Raw genomic sequence first — 21,801 nt, 5'->3', positions numbered from 1 at the left:
ACATATTTTATTTTTTTATCAGGTATGGAACGGGTTCCACAACACTAATTTTAAGGAGGATAATTATGAAAGTAAAGAAACTTAGAAAAATTTTTTCTGCAATGTTGGTAAGTACATTGTCATTGAGCCTTATGGCGGGCTGCGGAGACAGCAGTAACGAAACTAAAACAGATGAAAGCGGTGCAACAGTTATTAAATTTGGCATTCATGTGGCAAACCCGGAAGAACAGGAGCCGGTTACATATAATATTGTGCAGGCATTTAATAAAGCAAATGAAGGGAAATACAAAGTAGAATTTGAGGCGGCTGACACAGAAACACATTCAAAAAATATGAAGCTGAAGGCAGAAGACGGAACACTTCCGCAGATTTTCTGGATTGAGGGATCTGAAGCTTCCGAGTACAGTGAAGCAGGTGTGTTGATGGATCTCACAGAGTTTTTAGATGCAAATACTGAGATTAAGAAGGCTCTGGGGGGGATGGAGGCAGCGTTTAAGGACGATAACGGACAATTTGGTCTTCCATATCAGTGTAACGTACAGGGTATATTTTATAACAAAGAACTCTTTGATAAGGCAGGAGTTTCTTATCCCACAGATGATACAACTTATGATGAGTTTGTTGAAATGATCAAAGCATTAAAGACAAGTGGAGTTACTCCATTGGCAATTGGAAGTAAGAACAGTGGTTTTGCCATGTGGGAGTTTAATGAATTTCTGGCCAGATATGGGTGGGAAGATAATATTGAGAATATTCTATCCGGATCAGATAAATTTAATAATGCAGAACTGCTTGCTTGTTTTGAAAAGTTAAAGGGCCTGAAAGACGCAGGTGCTTTCCCAGACAACATGGCGACCATTGAATATTTTGATGCTAAACAGCTTTTCGACGGGGGAAGTGCAGCAATGTTCGGGACCGGTCAGTGGGATTGCGCAGAGTTTGATGAGAACATTGGCGATAAAATTGGTTTCTGGTGGGGACCAAAGTTTACGGACACACAGGCGGAACAGAATATTGCGATGAAAGTTCCGTCTGCACCTATTGGTGTCAGTGCAGCGGTTGCGGATGACGATAATTTAAAAGAGGGTGTTTATAAATTCCTCAGCTTCTATTATGGAGAAGAAGCGGCAGAATTATCCTATGAAGGCTCTATTTTCCCGGCAACCAATTATGAGGGTGTGGCAGCATCTGATTCACAGTATGCTATGAACGCAATGCTTGAAGCACTTGCAGATGGCTGGGAAAGTCCGGAAGCAGCGCCGGACCTTACCGTTCGCTCGGCAGTACAGGAAGCATTGTATGATGGGATTTTCGGAGTACTTCAGGGAACATATGAACCCGCTGAAGCGCTGGATAAGATGGATACAGCATTGGCAAACAGTCAGTAATATATAAGGATTCTGCCAGCTGCTTAGGATGAAATGGCATCTGGCAGATATTTCTGTAAGAAATGGGGTAACCGTATGCATTGGTTAAGTAAGAAAAGATATAAAATTGGTCTCATGATTCCCACATTACTTGTGTACAGCGTTTTTATTATATTACCGATTGCTATTGCTGTTTACTATAGTTTTACAAAGTATTCCGGAATCGGAAAACCAAGATTTACGGGTATAAAAAATTATGTAAGGCTGTTTCAGGATGAATTGTTCTGGAGCTCATTCAGGAACACGATGGTTATGTTTATTCTGGCTTTTGTGTTATTGCTTACATTGTCCTTTTTGATTGCGTTGCTGCTGAATCATAAGCTTAAAGCCGTTGACCTTTCAAAAGCATTAATTTTTTCGCCGGCCATTATCGCTCCAATCATTGTAGGTATCATATGGGTTTATATATTGGATCCGAATATCGGTATTTTAAATAACCTTTTGGACGCAGTGGGAGCAGGTGCGCTGAAACAAAAATGGATTGGCGGTGAGTCTTTATCACCGTATAGTATCGCTATTATTTATTTCTGGCAGCAATTGGGATATCTTGTGACAATCTTTATCGCAGGGCTTAAGATGATTCCCATGGATATATTGGAGGCTGTTAAGATTGACGGGGCAAGTGGTCTTCAGGAAATACGCTATGTAATTATTCCCATGATGCGGACAACGATTTCTACGGTAGCAGTATTGATTATCACAGGAGTATTTAAGATCTTTGAAATTGTTCAGCAGACTACCGGAGGAGGGCCCAATCATTTATCAGAGACGCTGGTAACATACAGCTATTCACAGACGTTTTCCAGCAGTGATTATGGATATGGAATGTCTCTGGCGACAGTGACGTTTTTACTTTCTCTTTTGATAACAGCTGTTTATTCGGTTCTGACAAGGGAAAGGGAGGGATAGGATATGATCAATAAAAGAAAAAGGACAGGTATGTATGTTTTAATGGCATTGAGTACAGTACTGGTTGTATTTCCTTTTATATGGATGCTGATTCTCTCTTTTAAGACAAATTCAGAGATATTATCTTCGCCATTGTCCCTGCCAAAGACACTGAATTTTGACAATTATAAGCATGCACTGGAGGTATTGAATTTTCCTAAATTGTATGGAAATACCATATTTGTATGTGCTGTTTCCCTGGTTACAGAGCTGATTATTACGTTTTTAAGCTCGTTTGTATTAGCAAGAATGGAATTTAAAAGTGCAAAAACAAGGAAATTATTATATGGGTTTTTAATCATGGGATTGTCCATATCTCCATTTATTCTCTTGTTTCCTGTATATAAGATTAATGTGTTTTTGGGATTAAGAGGAAAGATGGCGTTAATTTTCCCTTATGTTGCAACATCTATTTCGTTTAATACATTATTGTTGGTGGGATATTTGAAGGCATTGCCTGCGGAGATAGATGAGGCGGCTGTCATAGATGGCTGTTCTATATGGGATCTGATGATGAGGGTGATTCTGCCCATGACAAAACCGGTAATTGCTACGATTGTAATATTTAATGTCCTTTATATATGGAATGAATTCCCGTTTGCATCTGTTATGTTAAGGGATGCTTCGGATTATACATTGTCCATGGGTGCATCCTTCTTTAAGGGAACGTATACCGTAGACTACGGTGGAATTGTGGCGTCAAGCGTTATGATCATTATTCCGGAATTAATATTCTATGGACTTTTCCAGAAAAATATTGTAGAGGGTATGACTGCCGGCGCAGTAAAAGGCTAAAACGAAAAGGAGAGAATAAACTATGAGTAAAGTATCAGGATTATTTCAGGATTTAACAACAATTAAGAAAGCCAGAAACGGAAGACTTGCAAGTTGGGATCAGAGAGGGAAAAATCAGGATTACTGGGAGATACCGGCGAAAGAAAGCATTGTACTGGGTGAAGTAGAAGGGCCTGGGTGCATCACACATATATGGATGACTTCATCCTGCCGAAAAGTAAAGGCGCCAAGTATTCTGGACCCGGTCCTGAATGCATCTGCGGCTCCGGTTATGGAGATTCACCCGGCGCTTGGTGTTATCTGGGATGATTATGATCCCTTTTATTATAGAAAGGCACTGATTAAAATAACATGGGATGATCAGGATACTCCAAGTGTCCTTGCGCCTTTGGGAGATTTCTTCTGTATAGGTAACTGCTATCCGGGAAACTTTAGCTCTCTTCCGTTTAACGTATCTCTAAAACCAGAAGAAGCCGGACGTTATGGGGCACCCTGCTCTGTATCATGTTATTTCCCCATGCCATTTAATAAAAAAGCAAAGATTGAAATCGTGAATGAAAATGATTTGCCATTCATCTTATATTTCAATATTGATTATGAGATGTATAGAGAGCCTTTGGACGAAGAGACGGCATATTTTCATGCCTGCTGGAGACGTGAAAATCCCTGTGACGGATGGGGTCCGGATGTGCAGACCAATTCGCCCGAAGTAAATAATGTAACAAACTTGAAAGGCGAAGGGAATTATACGGTTCTGGATGTAGAGGGGACGGGCCATTATGTGGGATGTAATCTGACAGTGAAGCATTACCAGGGAAGCTGGTGGGGCGAGGGCAACGATATGTTCTTTATTGACGGAGAAGAATATCCAAGCCTTAACGGCACGGGAACAGAGGACTATTTTAATCATGCCTGGGGAATGCAAAGAAATGCATATCCATTCTTTGGAACAATTGTCCATGAGGGCGATACCGATGGGTTCCAGGTATCATACAGATTTCATATTACGGATCCCGTTCGCTTTGAAAAGAGTTTAAGGGTAACAATTGAGCATGGACATGCAAATCATTTATCCGACGATTGGAGTTCTACCGCTTATTGGTATCAGACCCTGCCCACAAGTAAGGAAATTACGATTCTTCCCGTGGAAGAAAGACTTCCGAATGTTCCGACTCTGCCTTCAAGAGAACTTAATCTGCCGGAGATGACAGATGAGATGAAGGCCGCAAGAGAGTCATGGGCAAATCGTTGGGAAGAATACAGTCCCGCAAGACAGAAACAATTCAGAATAAAAGAAGAAAAAGCACGTCGTGAGTCTAAGCTTAATACAGAATTTGCCAAAAAACTTCGTGATGAATATAGATAACGTGGAGGAGTCTTATGTCTAGAGAACTGATGCAACAGAATATTGAGAAGGCCCAGCAGGAGATTGATGCAAAAAAGGAGATAGTTAAAAATGGTGAGATGCGTCAGCATTATCATTTTATGCCCCAGACGGGTTGGATGAATGATCCCAATGGACTGATCTATTATAAAGGAAAATATCATTTTTTCTTTCAGTATAATCCCTATTACGGATTCTGGGATTGTATGCACTGGGGGCATGCCGTAAGCGATGATATGCTGCATTGGGAGTATCTGCCGCTGGCATTGGCACCCTCTGAGGCTTATGACAATCATCTGCGGGGGGGCTGCTTTTCGGGAAGCGCGATCGAGCATGACGGGAAATTATTTCTGATGTTTACTGGCACAGCTAATAATGGAAATGGATTTGAACAGACACAGTGTATTGCCTATAGCGGGGATGGCATTCATTTTGAAAAGTATGAGGGGAATCCGGTACTGACTGCACCAGAGGGAGTACCTACCGACTTTTTCAGGGATCCCAAGGTCTGGAAACATGGAGATACGTATTATATGGTATGCGGAGCAAGCCGCAGCAATAGAGCACAGGCGCTTTTGTACCGCTCAAAGGATATGCTGCATTGGGAGTTCTTTAATGTTCTGGCTGAAAGCCGGGGCGAATGGGGCTATATGTGGGAGTGTCCGGATTTTTATCCTATTGGTGACAAATATGTACTTATGTTCTCACCAATGGGAGCAGGAGAGCGTACCGTTGTATATTTGGTGGGCGATTTTGACTATGAGACCGGTAAATTCGATTATCATGTGAATGGAGAAATTGACTGGGGGTTTGATTATTATGCACCGCAGTCATTTGAGGCCCCGGACGGACGCAGAATCATCGTCGGCTGGGCAAATGCGTGGGATTGGATGCCATTTTGGAAGGATTGGGGACCGACCTACCGGGAGGGATGGTGCGGCTCTTATAATATTCCAAGAGAGGTACGTCTTCTGGAAGATCATACGTTACAGTTTGTGCCGATCAGGGAAATTGAAACAATACGCACAGATGCATGGCAGCAGGAAGATATAGTAATAAAGCAAGAAAAAACTATAGTAAAAGCCGGAGACGGCGTATCCTTTGAGTGTAAGCTTAAGGTTGATCTTGAACAGACAGATGCAGAACAGTTGGAGATTGTGCTGCGCAGCGGAGAGGGAAAGCAGACAGTATGTACCTTTGATTTTATAAAAAGTAAAATGTCCGTGGACAGAAATAACTCAGATGGCTGGAGCAAGGGAGTGTCTGAGAGCACATTATATCTCCAGGATAAAAAAGAATTAGATATTCATATCTTATCAGACCAGAGCTCTGTTGAAGTTTTTGCCAATCAGTATCGGAATAATCATTCTTTAAATATTTATGCGGGCTGCACTCAAAATCAGACATATCTGTGCAGCTGCGGAGGAAAGACCGTTCTTAAGAAGATAGAAACATATGGGTTAAAAGAGTGCAACCGATAGGAGAAGGTTATGCAGGAAAACCTGTATAGAGTCCTCAGCCGGAAGGTATGGAGTGGGCAGAGAATGCATTATGTGCATGCTCTGCCCATGCTCATTTCGCCGACTATATAACCTTGAGCTTCATATATGCAAAACTATAATTAGGCATTTTACAGCAACACCCTGCTAATCCAGACGAAAAAAGAGATTAAAATGTATAAAATGCAAAAAACCTCTTCCTTTTTCTACAGAAAGTATTATATTATACTATTAGTTGTTTATTCCTCAAAGGCTAAAAAGGACTGCAGGAATGCAGAAGTGAATATAACAAAAGAAAAAGTATAAGACAGAGGTATCCTATGAAGGTTGTTATACTGGCTGGCGGGTTCGGTACGAGAATCAGCGAAGAAAGCCATCTAAAACCAAAGCCCATGGTGGAGATCGGGGAAAAGCCCATCCTGTGGCATATTATGAAATTATATTCCCATTATGGATTTGACGAATTTGTGATCTGCTGCGGCTATAAGCAGCATATGATAAAAGAGTGGTTTGCACACTATTTCCTGTACAACAGCGACGTGACCTTTGACCTGACCCAGGGAAACAGAAGAATCATACATAATAACATTTCTGAACCGTGGAAAGTAACGGTAGTAGATACCGGACTGCGGACTATGACCGGCGGACGTATTAAACGGATCCGCGAGTATCTGAATGAGGAGACTTTTATGCTCACCTACGGGGACGGAGTTGCCGATGTGAATATCAGAGAGCTTCTCGCATATCACCAGTCCAACGGGAAAATGGCGACTATAACAGCTGCCCAGCCCAGCGGGCGTTTCGGTGTGCTGGACATCCAGGACGACGGAAGTATCTCCAATTTTAAGGAAAAGAAAAAAGAGGATGAGGGCTGGATCAATGCCGGGTTTATGGTACTGGAACCGGAGATACTCAACTTAGTCCAGGATGACGACACTATATTTGAGAGATATCCCCTGGAGGAAGCAGCCAGAAGAGGCCAGCTGAATGCCTATAAGCATACCGGTTTCTGGCAGTGTATGGATACTTTGAGTGAAAAGGAAAAGCTGGAGCAGATGTGGCAGTCAGGCAGTGCTCCCTGGAAGGTGTGGAACTAATGGCAGATATAGAATTTTATCGGGGAAAAAGAGTGTTTGTGACCGGACATACAGGGTTTAAGGGAACCTGGCTTTGTAAGATGCTGCTTGAAGCAGGGGCTGTTGTCACGGGATATGCACTGGATCCCCCTACAGATCCCAGTCTGTTTGCCGTCAGCAAAATTGCCGGACAAATGCAGTCGGTTACCGGGGATATCAGGGATCTTCCCCTTCTCATGAAAACCGTGGAGGAGGCACGCCCGGAGGTTGTCTTCCATCTGGCGGCACAGCCTATTGTGAGGGAATCCTATGTGAATCCTGTATCCACATACGGGACAAATGTAATGGGAACTGTCCACATTCTGGAGTGCGTGAGGAAGACAGGGTGTGTAAAGTCATTTCTCAATGTAACTACCGACAAGGTATACCGCAACCGGGAGTGGGAGTGGGGGTATCGGGAGACAGATGAGCTGGACGGCTACGACCCTTATTCCAACAGCAAATCCTGCGCAGAGCTGGTAACCCACAGCTACCGGCAGTCCTTCCTTGAGGAAGCCGGGATTCCCGTGTCCACAGCTCGTGCAGGCAATGTCATAGGAGGAGGGGATTTTGCGCCGGACCGCATCCTTCCGGACTGTATAAGGGCAGCCCAAGAGAAGGAACCTATAATAGTACGGAATCCACACTCCACCAGGCCGTATCAGCATGTGCTGGAGCCCTTGTCCGCCTATCTTTTAATTGCCCGGAGGCAATACGGGGATCCCAGTCTTGCAGGGTGCTATAACGTAGGCCCGGAGGAGGGAGACTGCATTACCACAGGGCAGCTGGCCGATATTTTCTGCCGTTCCTGGGGGGATGGGCAGACCTGGATAAACCAGTCTCTGGATGGGCCGCATGAAGCGAACTTTCTGAAGCTGGACTGCTCCAGAATCAAAAAAGAGCTGGGATGGAAACCGGTATGGCACGTGCAGGAAGCCGTTGAAAGAACGGTGGCGTGGACCAAGGCATATCTGGCGGGAGCGGATGTGTCTGCAGTGATGGAACAGCAGATAGAAGAATATAGGAAAAAGCAGGTGAAAGAATCATGTTTGAACATATGACAGAGCAGCAGGCCAGGGACCATATTCTGGAGATGGTCAGTGCCTACTGTGATACGTACCATAATAAAAAGAAGGACTATGTTCCCGGAGACAGGATTTCCTATGCGGCCAGAGTGTACGGCCAGGAAGAGATGGTGAATCTGGTGGACAGCGCCCTGGAATTCTGGCTTACCTCCGGAAGATACACAGATCAGTTTGAGAAGGAATTTGCGGGCTATCTCGGGCTGCGCTTCTGTTCTCTGGTGAATTCGGGATCTTCCGCTAATCTGCTGGCCTTTATGGCGCTGACGTCCCCTCTTCTGGGAGAACGTCAGATCCGGCCGGGGGACGAGGTAATCACTGTGGCTGCCGGCTTCCCCACAACGGTCGCTCCTGTGGTACAGTACGGGGCAGTGCCGGTTTTTGCAGATGTTACCATTCCCCAGTATAACATAGATGTAGCCAGTCTTGAGGCGGCTCTCTCCGGCAGGACAAAGGCAGTGATGCTCGCCCACACCCTGGGGAACCCCTTTGACCTGAAGGCCGTGAAATCCTTCTGTGAAGCACACAACCTGTGGCTTATTGAGGACAACTGCGATGCTCTGGGTTCGGTATATACGTGGAACGGCAGGAAGAGACTCACGGGCACCATAGGAGATATCGGCACTTCCAGCTTCTATCCGCCTCACCATATGACTATGGGAGAGGGCGGTGCAGTCTATACGGACAATCCCCTTCTTCATAAAATAATCCGCTCCCTCAGGGACTGGGGCAGAGACTGCAGCTGTCCTTCCGGAAAGGACAATCTCTGCGGACACCGGTTTGACCGCCAGTACGGAGAGCTTCCTCTGGGATATGATCACAAATATGTGTATTCTCACTTTGGATACAATCTGAAAGCTACAGACATGCAGGCAGCCATCGGCTGTGCCCAGCTGAAAAAATTTCCGGGTTTTGTGGAAAAGAGAATCCGCAACTTTGATTATCTGAGAGCAGGGCTGGCAGACACGGAGGATAAGCTGATTCTGCCGGCAGCCTGTGAAGGATCCCAACCCAGCTGGTTTGGGTTCCTTATGACCTGCAGGGAAGGAGTGGACAGGAATCGGGTAGTACCCTTCCTGGAGAAGAAAGGCGTGCAGACCAGGATGCTTTTTGCGGGTAATCTTGTGAAGCACCCCTGCTTTGACCGTATGAGGGCCGAAGGCGCCGGGTACCGGATTGCGGGGAGCCTTGAGAATACAGACCGGATTATGCGGGATTCCTTCTGGATCGGCGTCTATCCCGGAATGACAGATGAGATGCTGGATTATATGATACAGACAGTCAGGGAAGCTGTGAACCAGGAGGAGATATCCAATGCTCATTGATGAAAAGCTGAGATGGTATGGATTCTGGCTTCTGGATGCAGTAAAGGGCGGCAGGGTCAGGAAATACTATAATCAGATTCACAGGGGGTTTTGTGATGGTACTTCTCTGGAGGAGACCCGGGAAAAGCTTCAGAAGCTGATTGCCCACGCGGTGAGAACTACCGGGTATTATAAAGAGTACCCGGAGGACACTCCGCTGGAACAGCTCCCTGTGGTTAACAAGGATACCTTTCGTGAACATTATGAGGAATTTCAGTCCTCTGTGTTTAGAGAGGCTTCTGATAACCGGATAATGTGTACCAGCGGTTCCACAGGAACCCCCCTTAGGATGATACAGAATAAGGACAAGATTGACCATAACACAGCGGGAGGAATCTTCCTCGGAGCTGTGGGTGGCTATTATATAGGAATGAAAGAGGCTTTCCTGCGGGTCTGGGTGAATAATGTGAAGAAGAGCAGGCTTCGTCTGCTCCAGGAAAACCTCATTATGATGGACAGCTCTAATCTGGATGACACTGCCCTTTCAGAGATGACAGATATCATCCGGAAAAAGAAGGTGAAGTGTCTGGTGGGTTATTCTTCCGCGTTGGGTGAGCTGAGCCGATACATCGATCGTCATCAGGTTCCCACAGAAAGTTTTCAGGTTAAGTCTGTGATCCCCATCTCTGAGGCCATGCCGAGAGCAGATCGGGAGGCCCTGCAAAGGCAGTTTTCCTGCCCGGTGCGGGCCTGGTACTCCAATGAAGAAAATGGAATTATGGGGATACAGAATAAAAAGGATGAGGGATACCACATCGACACGGAAAGCTATTATTATGAAATCCTGAAAATGGATTCGGACGAGCCCGCAGAGCCCGGGGAGTTGGGGCGTATTGTAATAACGGATTTGTATAATTATGCATTTCCCATCATACGGTATGACAATGGGGATACTGCCATTGCAAGGAAACGGGTGAAGGACGGAAGATATCAACTATTTCTTACGGAGCTTTACGGCAGAAGAAGCGACCTCATCTATGACTGTGAGGGCAGGCCGGTGACGCCTTATATTATTACCAATAATATGTGGGACGTCCGTGGGGTCCGTCAATTCCGCTTTATACAGATGGAAGAGACCGAATACACTCTGTGGCTGAACGGGAATAAGGATGAGATTGACGAGCCCCTGATACTGGGGAGAATCCAGCCCCATCTGGGGGAGAGAGCCAGAATCACTATAGAATATGTGGATGAGATTCCGGTGCTTCAGTCCGGCAAGAGAAAATATATCGAAAACCGCTGTGAAAAGTACCGGCGGCAATGAAGTACAGAAAGCAGGTAAATCACAAGTGAAAGTGGGGAGACAGAACAAAACAATTATAACTAATACCATGTATACCATGGGCGGAATGCTGCTGATGAACGGCGTTCTGCAGCTTGTGATCTATCCATTGCTGAACCGTCAGATGGGGGCAGAGCAGCTGGGAAATCTCCTGTATATTATGGGGCTTGTCAGCATACTCTGCCCTTCTGTAGGCCAGTCACTGAATACCAGCCGTCTGGTGGTGAGAAGGGATTATCCGGTAACGAACGGAGATTATGACTGGACAATCCTGATTTTCGGTGTGGTGGGAAGTGCGGCGGCGCTGGGCTGCTCAGGGAAGGAACTGCACACTCCTTCTGCCTATCTAGCCACATTTCTATTGTTAATGATTACAATTTTTCGGTACTACGGGGATGTGGAATACCGCTTGAACCTGAACTACAAGAGGTACTTTATCTACTATCTGATGATTTCTCTGGGGTATCTGGGAGGTTTTTTTCTTTACCGCGCAAGCGGAAACTGGTTTTTGATTTTCCTTGTGGGGGAATCTCTGGCCCTTTTGTATGTGGGGATCTCAGGTACCGTTTTCAGAGGATTTTTTTCCAGAAGCGCCAGCTTTTCCGTGGTGATACACCGGGGACTGTTCCTTACGCTATCTTATCTTATCACCAATACTACCCTGAATATGGATCGCCTGGTGCTGAACCGGCTGATGGGAAATGTGGCGGTTACGGAATATTACGTAGTTTCTTTAATCGGAAAAACCATGGTGCTGTTAATTGCGCCGGTGAATACTATTGTGATATCCTATCTGACAAAGCGCAGAGAGACCCTCACCAAGAAACAGTTCTTAAAAGGGGTGGCCGCCGGACTGGGAGTCAGTGCTCTGTTTTTTCTGTTCTGCGAGATTGCCACACCCATTTTTATCCGGCTGTTCTACGGGAATCTGTATGAATCCGTAAAAGGACTGATTCTGGTTACCAATCTGACGCAGATTTTGGGATTGCTCTCGGCATTTTTATTTATACTTGTGCTGACCTTTACAGATGAGAGATGGCAGCTGTGGCTGCAGGCAGCACATTTTGTACTTCTGCTGGTACTGGCAGCTGCAGGGACGAAGGCATTTGGAATTCTTGGGTTTGCCTGGGCTTCTCTTGCGGCCAATTGCCTCAGGGTAGGGGCAGTAATACTACTGGGTGTGGCGAAAGCCAGGAAAGGATGAATATGCAGGTAGGTGAAGTATTGCGCCGGTGGGCGTTTAATGGTTTGGATGCCCTTCAGGGGGGGAAGCTGAACCGGCTAAAAGAAGTAAATAAACGGGAAATTGTCCAGGGGGTCACCCCGGAATATATTGACAGAAGAATAGAAAAGATTCTGGATTATGCCAAGGAGAATTCTCCTTATTACAGAAAGTATAAGGGGGCAAAATGCCTTCAGGATTTCCCGGTGCTGAACAAGGGGGATTACCTGGAACATTATGAGGAGATTCCCTGTGAGGGATACCGGGATAAAGGGAAAATATATTCCCTGAGCACCAGCGGCTCTACGGGAACTCCCTTCACGGTCATATGCGACGGCGATAAAATGAACCGTGTAAATATGAACTTTATCTCCTGCATGGAACTGAATGGGTTCCGGATGGGGATGAAAAGGGGGGAGTTCCGGGTATGGATCCCGGGAAAGAATACCATCAGCAGGTGGAAATCATTTAAAAATAATCTGCTGATGATTGACATCTCCAATATGGGGGATGATGCCCTGGCCCGTATCTGCAGGCGGATCCGGAGAGAAAAGATACAGGTACTGGTGAGCTACTCCAGTGCGCTGACCGCGCTCTCCAGCTACATATCCCGCAATCAGATCGAGGTAAAGGATTGGAGTGTGGAAATGATCTTTGCCATGGGGGAGGCCCTTCCCTGGGATACGTATCACCTTCTCACAGAGGAGTTCGGTTTCTCTCCTGTCCGCTCTTACGGTAATAATGAAAATGGATTTATTGCCATTCAGCTGGGTGAGGAGAAGGGATACACCATAGATCTCTATAATTTTTATGTAGAAATATTGAAGCTGGACACCGATGAGCCAGCCTCTCCGGGGGAGCTGGGCCGGATTGTTGTCACAGATTATTATAATAAAATGTTTCCCATGATTCGGTATGATACAGGAGACACCGGGATTATGGAGCTGAAAACAGATAAAAAAGGAAGAGTACACGGCACACTCACGGAAATCTACGGCAGAAGAGGGTCTCTGCTCTTCAACTGCAAAGGGGAGCCGCTGTCCATACACGTATTTATGAATGTACTGATCCATCTGGAAGGCATTGTCCATCAGGCAAAATGCATCCAGTGGGACAGAACCCGGTATGAGCTGCTTCTAAATGCAGATCGTGAAAAGATAAAAGAAGAAGAAGTGGTAGGGCTGTACCGCAGATATCTGGGGGAGGAAGCAGACATCCGTGTAACCTACGTAGATGAGATACCCATACAGGCCTCAGGGAAGCGTATGGTATGCGAGAACCGCTGGAAAGAGAAATAGGAAGGCAGCAGTATGAAAAAGAAAGTATCCAATTACATTGCAGATTATATCTCCCAATGGGGAGTAAAGCATGTGTTTACCGTCACCGGAGGGGGTGCCATGCATTTAAACGATGCCTTCGGCCATCACCAGGAGCTGAAGTGCATCTATAACCACCATGAACAGGCTTCGGCCATGGCGGCGGAGGCATATGCCAGAGTGAATAACCGGTTAGCGGCCGTGTGCGTTACCTCAGGGCCGGGGGCAGTCAATGCCCTTACAGGTGTGCTGTGCGGCTGGATGGATTCCATTCCCATGCTGGTTCTGTCCGGTCAGGTGCGGTATGACACTACGGTGAGAAGTACGGGGCTGGGGCTCCGCAGTATGGGGGTGCAGGAATATGACATCGTGCAGTCAGCAGGCCCTATGACCAAATATGCGGTGATGGTGACGGACCCTCTCAGCATACGCTATCATCTGGAACGGGCTTTGTATCTGTCCGTTCACGGGCGTCCGGGGCCTGTGTGGCTGGATGTGCCTCTGAACGTTCAGGGTGCGGTCATAGAGACAGAGGAGCTGCTCCCCTACCACCCGGAAGAAGACGCCGGAGAGCTGCCCTGCGCCGTGCCGGAGGATACGGTGAAACAGATTCTGGAGAAGATAAAGACAGCTTCCCGCCCCGTATTGTTTGTGGGAAATGGGGTAAGGCTGTCAGGGGCAATCCGCGAACTCCATGTTCTGGCGGAACATCTGGGGATACCTGTAGTTACAGGAATGAGCAGCGTGGATGCCATGGAGACGGACCATCCTCTGTATACGGGGCGAAACGGGGGGACCGGGGACCGGGCGGGAAACTTTGCAGTCCAGAACTGTGATGTACTCCTCTCTCTGGGCAGCCGCCAGAGCTTTGTGCAGACTGGTTTCCAATATAAAAGCTGGGCCCGGGGTGCTTATACTATCTTAAATGATATTGACGGGGAGGAATTGAAAAAGCCCAATCTCCATGTCAGCCTTCCTGTATGCGGGGATGCCGCGGACCTGATACATAAGCTTCTGACGGAGGTGAGAGAGCGGGGATGTTCTCCCGGACACCCGTGGTTTTCCGGGGAAGAATGGAGGAAACAGTGCCTTGGTTGGAAAAAGAAATATCCGGTTGTGAATGAGGAACATTACCAAGACCTGGAACCCGGATATACCAATATCTATGCCTTTTATCATGAGCTAACGGACCTGCTGGAGGAGGGAGCCCAGATGGTAGTGAGCGTGGGCACCGCCCGTGTGGCGGGAAGTCAGGCATCTGTCATCAAAAAGAACCAGAGGTTCATTACCAACCCCAATACGGCTTCTATGGGGTATGGCCTCCCTGCCGCTATCGGTGTCAGCGCTGCCGGGGGAAGGGAGACAATCTGTGTCACAGGGGAGGGAAGTCTGCAGATGAACCTTCAGGAGCTGCAGACCATTCTCCACAACCGGCTCCCTATACGGATCTTTGTCATTAATAACCAGGGGTATCACTCCATCCGGCAGACCCAGAGCAATTATTTTGGAGAGCCGCTGGTCGGAGTGGGAGAGGAAAGCGGGGATCTCAGTTTTCCGGAGCTGCGAAAACTGGCAGAGGCTTACGGATATCCCTACTGCAGCTGCAGATCCGGGAAGACTCTGAGAGAGGATTTGAAGGCCGCTCTGAGGGCAAAACCCCCCTGCATCTGCGAGGTATACGCAACAAAATATCAGAAGACAGAGCCAAAGACCGCTTCCCGGCAGCTTCCCGACGGCACCATGGTATCTGCGACGCTGGAGGACATGTATCCCTTCCTGGACCGGGAGGAGCTGAAAGATAATATGTACATCCCCCTGGAGGTGGAAGAATCGTGAAGAAAATTATAATAACCGGATCTACCAGTATGATAGGGGCAGCCCTTGTGCAGGAATGCCTGGCCCGGGGGCTGCTGGTCTACGCGGCGGTGCGGGAGGACTCCCCCAAGCTTTTTCGCCTTCCCCCTCATGAGCGGCTGAGGATCATCCACTGTCCCCTGGAAGAACTGGAGCGGCTGCCGGATCTCATCAAAGATTCCTGCGATACTTTTTATCATATTGCCTGGGGGAATACCGGTGCGTCCAGGGATAAAAGTGTACAGCTCCAAAGCAATAATATTCAGTACACCCTGGATGCGGTGCGGGCGGCAAAGACACTTGGGTGCCGCAGGTTTATCGGCGCGGGATCCCAGGCGGAATACGGAGTGCTGGATAGGGAACGGATCGGCCCCGGGGCCCCGGTCAGCCCCCAGACACCCTATGGAGTCAGCAAGCTGGCAGCGGGTAAGCTGGCATTTCTCCTTTGCCGGGAGCTGGGTATGGAATGTATCTGGCCCAGGATCTTCAGTGTATATGGAATCCATGACAAGGAAAGCTCTATGATCATGAGCAGTATAGAAAAATTCCTCGGAGGGCAGCCGGGAGAGTTTACCCCCGGAGAGCAGAGATGGGATTATCTGTACAGCAAGGACGCAGGCAGGGCGTATTATCTCATAGGAGAGAGGGGAAGAGACGGTGCCGTATACTGTGTGGGAAGCGGAAAAGCCCGTCTTTTAAAGGAATACATCTATGAGATGCGGGATGCAGCGGCACCCGGGGTACGTCCCGGCATAGGGAAACGTCCATATCCGCCGGGAGCTGTGATGAACCTCTGCGCAGATATCAGTACCCTTACAGAAGATGTGGGGTTTGTTCCTGAATATACCTTTGAGCGGGGGATTAAGGAAACAGTAGAGTGGTTTAAGGAGAAAAATGTAAAATGAAGAAGAAAATATCCGTGATTATTCCAACGTACAATGAAGAGAAGAATGTAAAGCCTCTGGCAGCGGCTATAACAGAAGTCTTTACTCGGAAGCTCTCCCGATACGACTATGAAATTATATTCATAGATAATCACTCTCAGGATCAGACCCAAAACTATCTTCGGGATCTGTGCAGAGAAAATAAAAAAATAAAGGCGATCTTCAACACAAAAAACTTCGGACAGATGCGCTCGCCTGTATATGGTCTGAAACAGACCACCGGGGACTGTGCCATCCGAATGTGTGCGGATTTCCAGGACCCCGTGGAAATGATTGAAAAGTTTGTGCAGGAATGGGAAAACGGGCATAAGATTGTAATAGGCATTAAGAAATCCAGCAAGGAGAGGCGCATTATGTATGCTATCCGGGCCTGCTACTATAAACTGGTAAAACGGATCACAGATATTGATCATATTGAACAGTTTACCGGCTTTGGCCTCTATGATAAATCCTTTGTGGACGTGGTGAGGCAGCTCCACGATCCCATGCCGTATCTGAGAGGGATTATCGCGGAACTGGGGTATGACTATAAAGCCATTCCCTATGAGCAGCAGAAGAGAAAGGCAGGAAAAAGTAAAAACAATTTTTACAGCCTGTATGACTACGCCATGGTGGGGATTACTTCCTACTCCAAAGTTGTGATGCGTATGGCTACTTTTCTGGGCTTTTTGGTGGCCGGACTGAGTTTTCTGGCCGGTCTCTTCTACTTTATTATGAAATTAATCTACTGGGACAGGTTTTCCGCAGGAGTTGCCCCTATGCTTATTGGAGTATTCTTTCTGGGTGCCCTTCAGTTATTTTTTATAGGTTTTCTTGGGGAATATGTACTCAGCATTAATACCAGGGTGCTGGACAGGCCGCTGGTAGTAGAGGAGGAAAGAATTAATTTTGAGGACGGAACTTCCGGTTCCGAAGAAGAAGCGTTAGTTGAGGAGAAGAATTGTGAAGAAGAAAGACAGAGAGACGCTGTTTAGCAGGTGGAAGGGACTTCCCCTGCTGAAAAGCGAAGAAATAAGCAAATTAGATATTATAGTCACTATTGCGGTGCTGGCTTTTTTGTACATTGCCTTTGTGCACGGGGATATCAGAGTGACAGGAAACCGTTCCTTCCTGCTCTATAAGCATCCATTTGACTTTTATAAGGCAAGCTTTGAGCAATCCGGAAATTTTTATGCCAATTACATGCCCAGTACGTTCATTGCGTTTGCTGTGTGGAACCTGCCTCTCTATTTACTGAAGGGGGCCCCTGCGGACAATACCGTGAATTCCTTTGTGAGCAACATGTGGTATAAGCTCCTTCCGGTGCTTCTGTATTTTATTACAGCGCATGTAATCTATAAAATCGCACTGCTCCTGGGATTTGGGGAGAAAAAAGCAAGACTCTGTAAGTATGCGTTTATCATTTTCCCCATTGGGGTGTACAGCCAGTTTATCTTCAGCCAGTACGACATCTTTACTGTATTTTTTGTGGTAGTGGGCTTATACTTTTACTTTAAGGGTGAAAAGTGGGATATGCTGAAGTTTGCCCTTGCCTTCGGAATGGCTGCCACCTTCAAGTATCAGGCCCTCGCCTATTTTCTGATTCTGCTGGTTCTGAAAGAGAAGAAAATCCGGAATATCATAAAGTATGCCGTTCCTGCCCTGGCTCCACTGGCTGCGGAAGTACTGCCAAACTGGAGTTCCCCTTACTTCCACAGGAGTGTTCTGGGATTTGGGGCTCTTGACTTCGTAGACAATGGTTTTGATGTTGGGTTCATCTCAGGGATTAACCTGATGATGGCGATGGCGGCCTTCCTTCTGGTCTGGGCGTATCAGAGAAAAACCACAGCTCCCGGAGAACTTCAGTCCTGGGCGCTTTTTCTCACCACAGGGATGAGTTTTACCCTGTTCGGACTGGCAAACTGGAACCCTCAGTGGCTTCTGCTGATTGTTCCCTTCCTGCTGCTCAGTATCTTCCGGAATAAAAACGGCAATCTTTTTGTTATGATTACTAATATTCTTATGGCAGCCATGTATATATTCATGAGTCATTCCCTGGTAGGCGCCGGTGTGCTGACAGGGGGAATCTTTAAATATCTGATAAAAGGGCGGCAATTTGCCACAAGTATGTGGGATATCTATGGATTTCATGATGAGACGCTTCTGGCCACTGCCATCTGGGTTGTCCTGCTGGCATATTTTGTCTTTAACCATCCCAGATTTCACACCAATCAGAGAACTGAGGTATCCAGAGGACTTCTGAACCAGCTCCGCGCCGCATTTGCGGTGGGTGTTCTGGCTTTCGCGGTACCGGCCTTCCTCTGCCTGGCCAGTGTGGTGAGAGGGGAAGTGATCTTCAAGGATAACTCTTCCACCGAACTGGCGGAGTGTGTGGAGGTGGATGTGAGTGAAGACTCCAGCGTCCGGCAGCTGTTCTATGCCGACGGCAATACACTGACAGATATCCAGATGAAAATGTGCCTGCATTACCGGATAAACGATTCGTACATGAACGTAGTGGTGCGCAGCCATGAAAATGGAACGGTAGTATATGAAGGACAGGTAGATACGCTTCCCTTTACCAGTGAGGATGCTCTGTATTCTGTGATTGAGGGGCCAGTGGAGGTGGAAAAAGGGCAGCTGTATGAGCTGGAGCTTACCAGTCCCGCAGTGGAGATCGGGTGTATCTCAGGCTACTATAAGGAGGCAGGGGAGGATGAGACCGAAGTGGCCCTGGATGAAAACGGAAACCACACGGATCAGCAGCTGATTATGAAAATACGGGGGATTGACAAATAGGAAAGGATTGGGGGAAAAAGCTATGACATATCGTATGGAAGAAATGACCTGGCCGGAATTTGCGGCGAAAAAGGACAGGGTAGTCATCCTGCCGGTTGGGGCTGTGGAACAGCATGCCCTGCATCTGCCTATCTGCACGGACGCAGTGATTGCAGAGCAGTTTGCCCTGCGGCTGGCAGAAAAAATAGACGGTGTGGTGATGCCGCCCTTGTCTTATGGGTATAAGTCAAAACCGCTGAGCGGGGGAGGACCCTTATTTCCGGGTACTATTGACTTAAATGGAGAAACCGTAATTCGCCTGGTTTATGATGTGCTGATGGAGCTGGTCAGAGACGGATTTACAAAAATTTTTATTATGAACGCCCATTTCGAAAATGAGGCTTTTCTTGTAGAGGCAATGGATCTTGTCAACAGAGATACCAAGGGAGCTGCCTTTCTTGTGGAATCTAACTGGTGGGATCCTCTTTCCGAGGAAGTGATCGAAAAGATATTTGACCAGGTACCGTTTCCTGGCTGGGCATTTGAACATGCGGCGGTGACAGAGACTTCCCTGATGATGTATTTTGCGCCTCAGCTCTGCCATTTGGAGCGGATGGCGGAGGCGGAGCCGGCAGAGGCACTGCCCTATTTCAGGTACCCTCTGAAAAAGGGGGATGTCCCGGAGACAGGTGCTCTGGCCAGTGCCTATTCCTCATCATCGGAAAAAGGAGAGCAGATCGTAGCGGCTGTGATACCGGAACTAGTAAATATCTGCCGGAAAGAAATGCCCGGGGATTGAGGGGGATAAATGGAAAAGAGAGAACTAATAAAACGTTATTTATTTTTCCTGGCAGGTCTGTTCATCGCTTCACTGGGCGTAAGCTGTATTACAAAGGCGGATCTGGGAACCTCTCCTATCTCCAGCATTCCATACGTTTTAAGTCTGGGGTTCACCCCTACCATCGGTCAGTTTACCATTGTCCTGAGTATCCTGCTCATATTGGGACAAATGCTGATTCTTAAGAGGGATTTTAAAAAATATCAGCTTCTGCAGATACCGGTTTCTGTTTTATTCGGGTATTTCATTGATATAACTATGATCTTTCTGAGATGGGTCCACCCTGAGGTGTATTACATGAAGCTGCTGTTTCTTCTGTGCGGCTGTGTGATACTGGGGTTCGGCGTATTTATGGAGGTGCTGGCAGATGTGGTAATGCTGCCGGGGGAAGCTTTTGTAAATGCGGTCTCCACAGTGTATCACAGAGAATTCGGCAGTACTAAGGTGGCCTTTGACGCCTCCATGACTGTCATCGCCGGAGGGATCTCGGCTGTGATGTTTCATGGTATTCAAGGAGTCAGAGAGGGCACCATAGCAGCGGCGGTAGTCGTGGGGATGATCGCCAGATTTTTTCTTAGAAAGCTTGGCTTCATGGAAAATATGCTGAGGACGGTGAAGAAAGAGGCGGATAAGAAAGAGAAAATTACAGTAGGATAGCTGCAGCAGCGGTACAGTTTGATATGAAACTGTGCCGCTGCTTTTTTGCGCTTTTTATTTTTGCATCGTTAGACTCCAGGTGTTAAGATTCTGTGAGGATCCAGTAAATCCCAACACAACAGCAAAAATATCATTTATAATAGTAAAACCAAAGACGTTAAACGTTGGATGTATTTTGCCTATGATTAACCATAAAAACATAGGCACCAATTAAAATCCCAAAAAAGAGAAGGAGAGAGCGCATGAAAAAACGAGTGATTGCAGCATTAGTAGCAGTAACATTGGCAGGCACATTGACGGCCTGCGGCGGGGGAGGCGCAGGTGCCTCCAATGAAACAGGAACTGCAAAGACTACGGCAGCCGGCAGCGGGTCAGAGGATACCATGCTGGGATCTGAGAGTGCAGCAGTGCACCTGAAGGCAGGTACGACCACAGCCCCTGAGGGACACTACGTAAAGGGCCTGCAGGAGATGCAGAAATTACTGGAGGAGTACAGCCACGGGGAGATGACTATTGATATTTATCCCAACTCTCAGCTGGGAAATGAACGTGACATGATGGAAAATGTAGGCATGGGAGTACAGGAGATGTGTCTGATATCTACAGGCCCCATTCCGAACTTTGTCCCTGATTTTGCTGTACTGGACCTGCCGTATCTGTTTGAGGATGCCCGGCAGGCATATAAAGTACTGGACGGTGAAGTGGGCGCCTCCCTTTTGGAAGAACTGAAGGGTCAGGGAATCAAGGGAGTGGGCTTTTGGGAAAACGGGTTCCGTGAAGTAACAAACGACAAAAAAGAAATTGTTGCACCGGAAGACTTGAAGGGTATGAAAATCCGGACCATGGAGAACAACGTACATATGGCCACCTATAAGGAGCTTGGGGCTACGGCAACTCCTATGGCGTGGAGTGAAATCTTCACCGCTCTTCAGCAGGGGACGGTGGACGGACAGGAGAACCCCATTGCCATTATTGAGTCTGCAAAAGTGTATGAGGTCCAGAAATACGTCTCTATGATTGACCTATTCTATTCTCCATGTGTACTGATGATTGCTCAAAGCACCTATGACAGCTTTACCGATGCACAGAAGGAGGCATTTGATAAGGCAGCCGAGGAGGCCAAAACGTATCAGAGGGAATACAGTGCAGGCTATACAGACGAGGCTGTCCAGAAGATGAAGGATGCCGGCGTTACAGTGACAGATGTAGATAAAGCCCAATGGAAGGAAGCGGCAGCCGGTGTCTACGATGAGCTTGACAGCTTAGGGCTGAATAAGGAACTGGTAGAGAAAATTCAAGCATGCAAATAATGAGGTG

At 47.2% G+C, this 21,801-nt stretch carries 18 protein-coding genes; all 18 read left to right on the top strand.

What is annotated here, in order from left to right:
- Positions 1-65 precede the first annotated feature (65 nt).
- The 18 genes from ACGHCT_RS21200 (at position 66) to ACGHCT_RS21115 (ending at position 21,794) form a co-directional block, all read left to right on the top strand.
- On the top strand, positions 66-1,388 hold the full coding sequence (locus ACGHCT_RS21200) for an ABC transporter substrate-binding protein (protein WP_390437442.1): 1,323 nt from the start codon (positions 66-68) through the stop codon (positions 1,386-1,388).
- A gap of 75 nt (positions 1,389-1,463) precedes the next feature.
- Positions 1,464-2,336, top strand: coding sequence for a carbohydrate ABC transporter permease (locus ACGHCT_RS21195; protein WP_390437441.1), 873 nt, complete (start codon positions 1,464-1,466; stop codon positions 2,334-2,336).
- 3 nt (positions 2,337-2,339) lie between these two features.
- The gene (locus tag ACGHCT_RS21190; protein WP_154256765.1) at positions 2,340-3,170 is read left to right on the top strand and encodes a carbohydrate ABC transporter permease; all 831 of its coding nucleotides are present in this window, start codon (positions 2,340-2,342) and stop codon (positions 3,168-3,170) included.
- Positions 3,171-3,192: 22 nt separating this feature from the next.
- On the top strand, positions 3,193-4,536 hold the full coding sequence (locus ACGHCT_RS21185; protein ID WP_154256763.1) for a glycoside hydrolase family 172 protein: 1,344 nt from the start codon (positions 3,193-3,195) through the stop codon (positions 4,534-4,536).
- A gap of 14 nt (positions 4,537-4,550) precedes the next feature.
- Positions 4,551-6,035, top strand: coding sequence for a glycoside hydrolase family 32 protein (locus ACGHCT_RS21180; protein ID WP_390437439.1), 1,485 nt, complete (start codon positions 4,551-4,553; stop codon positions 6,033-6,035).
- A 338-nt stretch (positions 6,036-6,373) separates the two neighbouring features.
- Positions 6,374-7,150 carry a glucose-1-phosphate cytidylyltransferase gene (gene rfbF / locus ACGHCT_RS21175; RefSeq protein ID WP_072850561.1) on the top strand — a complete coding sequence of 259 codons (777 nt, stop codon included), beginning with the start codon at positions 6,374-6,376 and terminating at the stop codon, positions 7,148-7,150.
- A complete protein-coding gene (rfbG, locus tag ACGHCT_RS21170; protein ID WP_072850562.1) occupies positions 7,150-8,229 on the top strand; it encodes a CDP-glucose 4,6-dehydratase in 1,080 nt (359 codons plus the stop codon). Before rfbF ends, rfbG begins: the two co-directional genes overlap by 1 nt.
- The gene (gene rfbH / locus ACGHCT_RS21165; protein ID WP_390437438.1) at positions 8,214-9,575 is read left to right on the top strand and encodes a lipopolysaccharide biosynthesis protein RfbH; all 1,362 of its coding nucleotides are present in this window, start codon (positions 8,214-8,216) and stop codon (positions 9,573-9,575) included. Before rfbG ends, rfbH begins: the two co-directional genes overlap by 16 nt.
- Positions 9,565-10,878 (top strand): hypothetical protein, encoded by a 1,314-nt coding sequence (locus tag ACGHCT_RS21160; protein WP_390437437.1) that lies wholly within the window; start codon positions 9,565-9,567, stop codon positions 10,876-10,878. Before rfbH ends, ACGHCT_RS21160 begins: the two co-directional genes overlap by 11 nt.
- A gap of 25 nt (positions 10,879-10,903) precedes the next feature.
- The gene (locus ACGHCT_RS21155) at positions 10,904-12,100 is read left to right on the top strand and encodes a lipopolysaccharide biosynthesis protein (protein ID WP_390437436.1); all 1,197 of its coding nucleotides are present in this window, start codon (positions 10,904-10,906) and stop codon (positions 12,098-12,100) included.
- A 2-nt stretch (positions 12,101-12,102) separates the two neighbouring features.
- Positions 12,103-13,416 (top strand): hypothetical protein, encoded by a 1,314-nt coding sequence (locus tag ACGHCT_RS21150; protein ID WP_390437434.1) that lies wholly within the window; start codon positions 12,103-12,105, stop codon positions 13,414-13,416.
- 12 nt (positions 13,417-13,428) lie between these two features.
- Positions 13,429-15,270 carry a thiamine pyrophosphate-binding protein gene (locus tag ACGHCT_RS21145; protein ID WP_390437433.1) on the top strand — a complete coding sequence of 614 codons (1,842 nt, stop codon included), beginning with the start codon at positions 13,429-13,431 and terminating at the stop codon, positions 15,268-15,270.
- Positions 15,267-16,193 (top strand): NAD(P)-dependent oxidoreductase, encoded by a 927-nt coding sequence (locus ACGHCT_RS21140; protein ID WP_154256745.1) that lies wholly within the window; start codon positions 15,267-15,269, stop codon positions 16,191-16,193. The genes ACGHCT_RS21145 and ACGHCT_RS21140 overlap by 4 nt, the downstream gene beginning before the upstream one ends.
- A complete protein-coding gene (locus ACGHCT_RS21135; RefSeq protein ID WP_154256743.1) occupies positions 16,190-17,206 on the top strand; it encodes a glycosyltransferase family 2 protein in 1,017 nt (338 codons plus the stop codon). Before ACGHCT_RS21140 ends, ACGHCT_RS21135 begins: the two co-directional genes overlap by 4 nt.
- Positions 17,175-19,010, top strand: coding sequence for a hypothetical protein (locus ACGHCT_RS21130; protein ID WP_256281154.1), 1,836 nt, complete (start codon positions 17,175-17,177; stop codon positions 19,008-19,010). Before ACGHCT_RS21135 ends, ACGHCT_RS21130 begins: the two co-directional genes overlap by 32 nt.
- 22 nt (positions 19,011-19,032) lie before the next feature.
- A complete protein-coding gene (locus ACGHCT_RS21125) occupies positions 19,033-19,788 on the top strand; it encodes a creatininase (RefSeq protein ID WP_226903607.1) in 756 nt (251 codons plus the stop codon).
- 9 nt (positions 19,789-19,797) lie between these two features.
- Complete coding sequence (locus tag ACGHCT_RS21120; protein WP_226903608.1) at positions 19,798-20,484, top strand: YitT family protein; 687 nt, start codon at positions 19,798-19,800, stop codon at positions 20,482-20,484.
- A 242-nt stretch (positions 20,485-20,726) separates the two neighbouring features.
- Entirely contained in the window at positions 20,727-21,794 is a 1,068-nt protein-coding gene (locus ACGHCT_RS21115; protein WP_256281151.1) for a TRAP transporter substrate-binding protein, read from the top strand.
- The last annotated feature ends 7 nt before the right edge of the window (positions 21,795-21,801 follow it).

Origin of the sequence: Lactonifactor longoviformis (genome assembly GCF_042848515.1) — a bacterium.
In the GTDB taxonomy this organism is placed as follows: Bacteria; Bacillota; Clostridia; order Lachnospirales; family Lachnospiraceae; genus Lactonifactor; species Lactonifactor longoviformis.
Note: the sequence above shows the minus strand (reverse complement) of the source record. Positions and strands in the feature narration are given on the sequence as shown.

Excerpts from the sequence above, each read along its gene's own strand:
- ACGHCT_RS21200 (WP_390437442.1), top strand. The coding sequence starts at position 66 with ATGAAAGTAAAGAAACTTAGAAAAATTTTTTCTGCAATGTTGGTAAGT.
- ACGHCT_RS21195 (WP_390437441.1), top strand. The coding sequence starts at position 1,464 with ATGCATTGGTTAAGTAAGAAAAGATATAAAATTGGTCTCATGATTCCC.
- ACGHCT_RS21190 (WP_154256765.1), top strand. The coding sequence starts at position 2,340 with ATGATCAATAAAAGAAAAAGGACAGGTATGTATGTTTTAATGGCATTG.
- ACGHCT_RS21185 (WP_154256763.1), top strand. The coding sequence starts at position 3,193 with ATGAGTAAAGTATCAGGATTATTTCAGGATTTAACAACAATTAAGAAA.
- ACGHCT_RS21180 (WP_390437439.1), top strand. The coding sequence starts at position 4,551 with ATGTCTAGAGAACTGATGCAACAGAATATTGAGAAGGCCCAGCAGGAG.
- rfbF (WP_072850561.1), top strand. The coding sequence starts at position 6,374 with ATGAAGGTTGTTATACTGGCTGGCGGGTTCGGTACGAGAATCAGCGAA.
- rfbG (WP_072850562.1), top strand. The coding sequence starts at position 7,150 with ATGGCAGATATAGAATTTTATCGGGGAAAAAGAGTGTTTGTGACCGGA.
- rfbH (WP_390437438.1), top strand. The coding sequence starts at position 8,214 with ATGTTTGAACATATGACAGAGCAGCAGGCCAGGGACCATATTCTGGAG.
- ACGHCT_RS21160 (WP_390437437.1), top strand. The coding sequence starts at position 9,565 with ATGCTCATTGATGAAAAGCTGAGATGGTATGGATTCTGGCTTCTGGAT.
- ACGHCT_RS21150 (WP_390437434.1), top strand. The coding sequence starts at position 12,103 with ATGCAGGTAGGTGAAGTATTGCGCCGGTGGGCGTTTAATGGTTTGGAT.
- ACGHCT_RS21145 (WP_390437433.1), top strand. The coding sequence starts at position 13,429 with ATGAAAAAGAAAGTATCCAATTACATTGCAGATTATATCTCCCAATGG.
- ACGHCT_RS21135 (WP_154256743.1), top strand. The coding sequence starts at position 16,190 with ATGAAGAAGAAAATATCCGTGATTATTCCAACGTACAATGAAGAGAAG.
- ACGHCT_RS21125 (WP_226903607.1), top strand. The coding sequence starts at position 19,033 with ATGACATATCGTATGGAAGAAATGACCTGGCCGGAATTTGCGGCGAAA.
- ACGHCT_RS21120 (WP_226903608.1), top strand. The coding sequence starts at position 19,798 with ATGGAAAAGAGAGAACTAATAAAACGTTATTTATTTTTCCTGGCAGGT.
- ACGHCT_RS21115 (WP_256281151.1), top strand. The coding sequence starts at position 20,727 with ATGAAAAAACGAGTGATTGCAGCATTAGTAGCAGTAACATTGGCAGGC.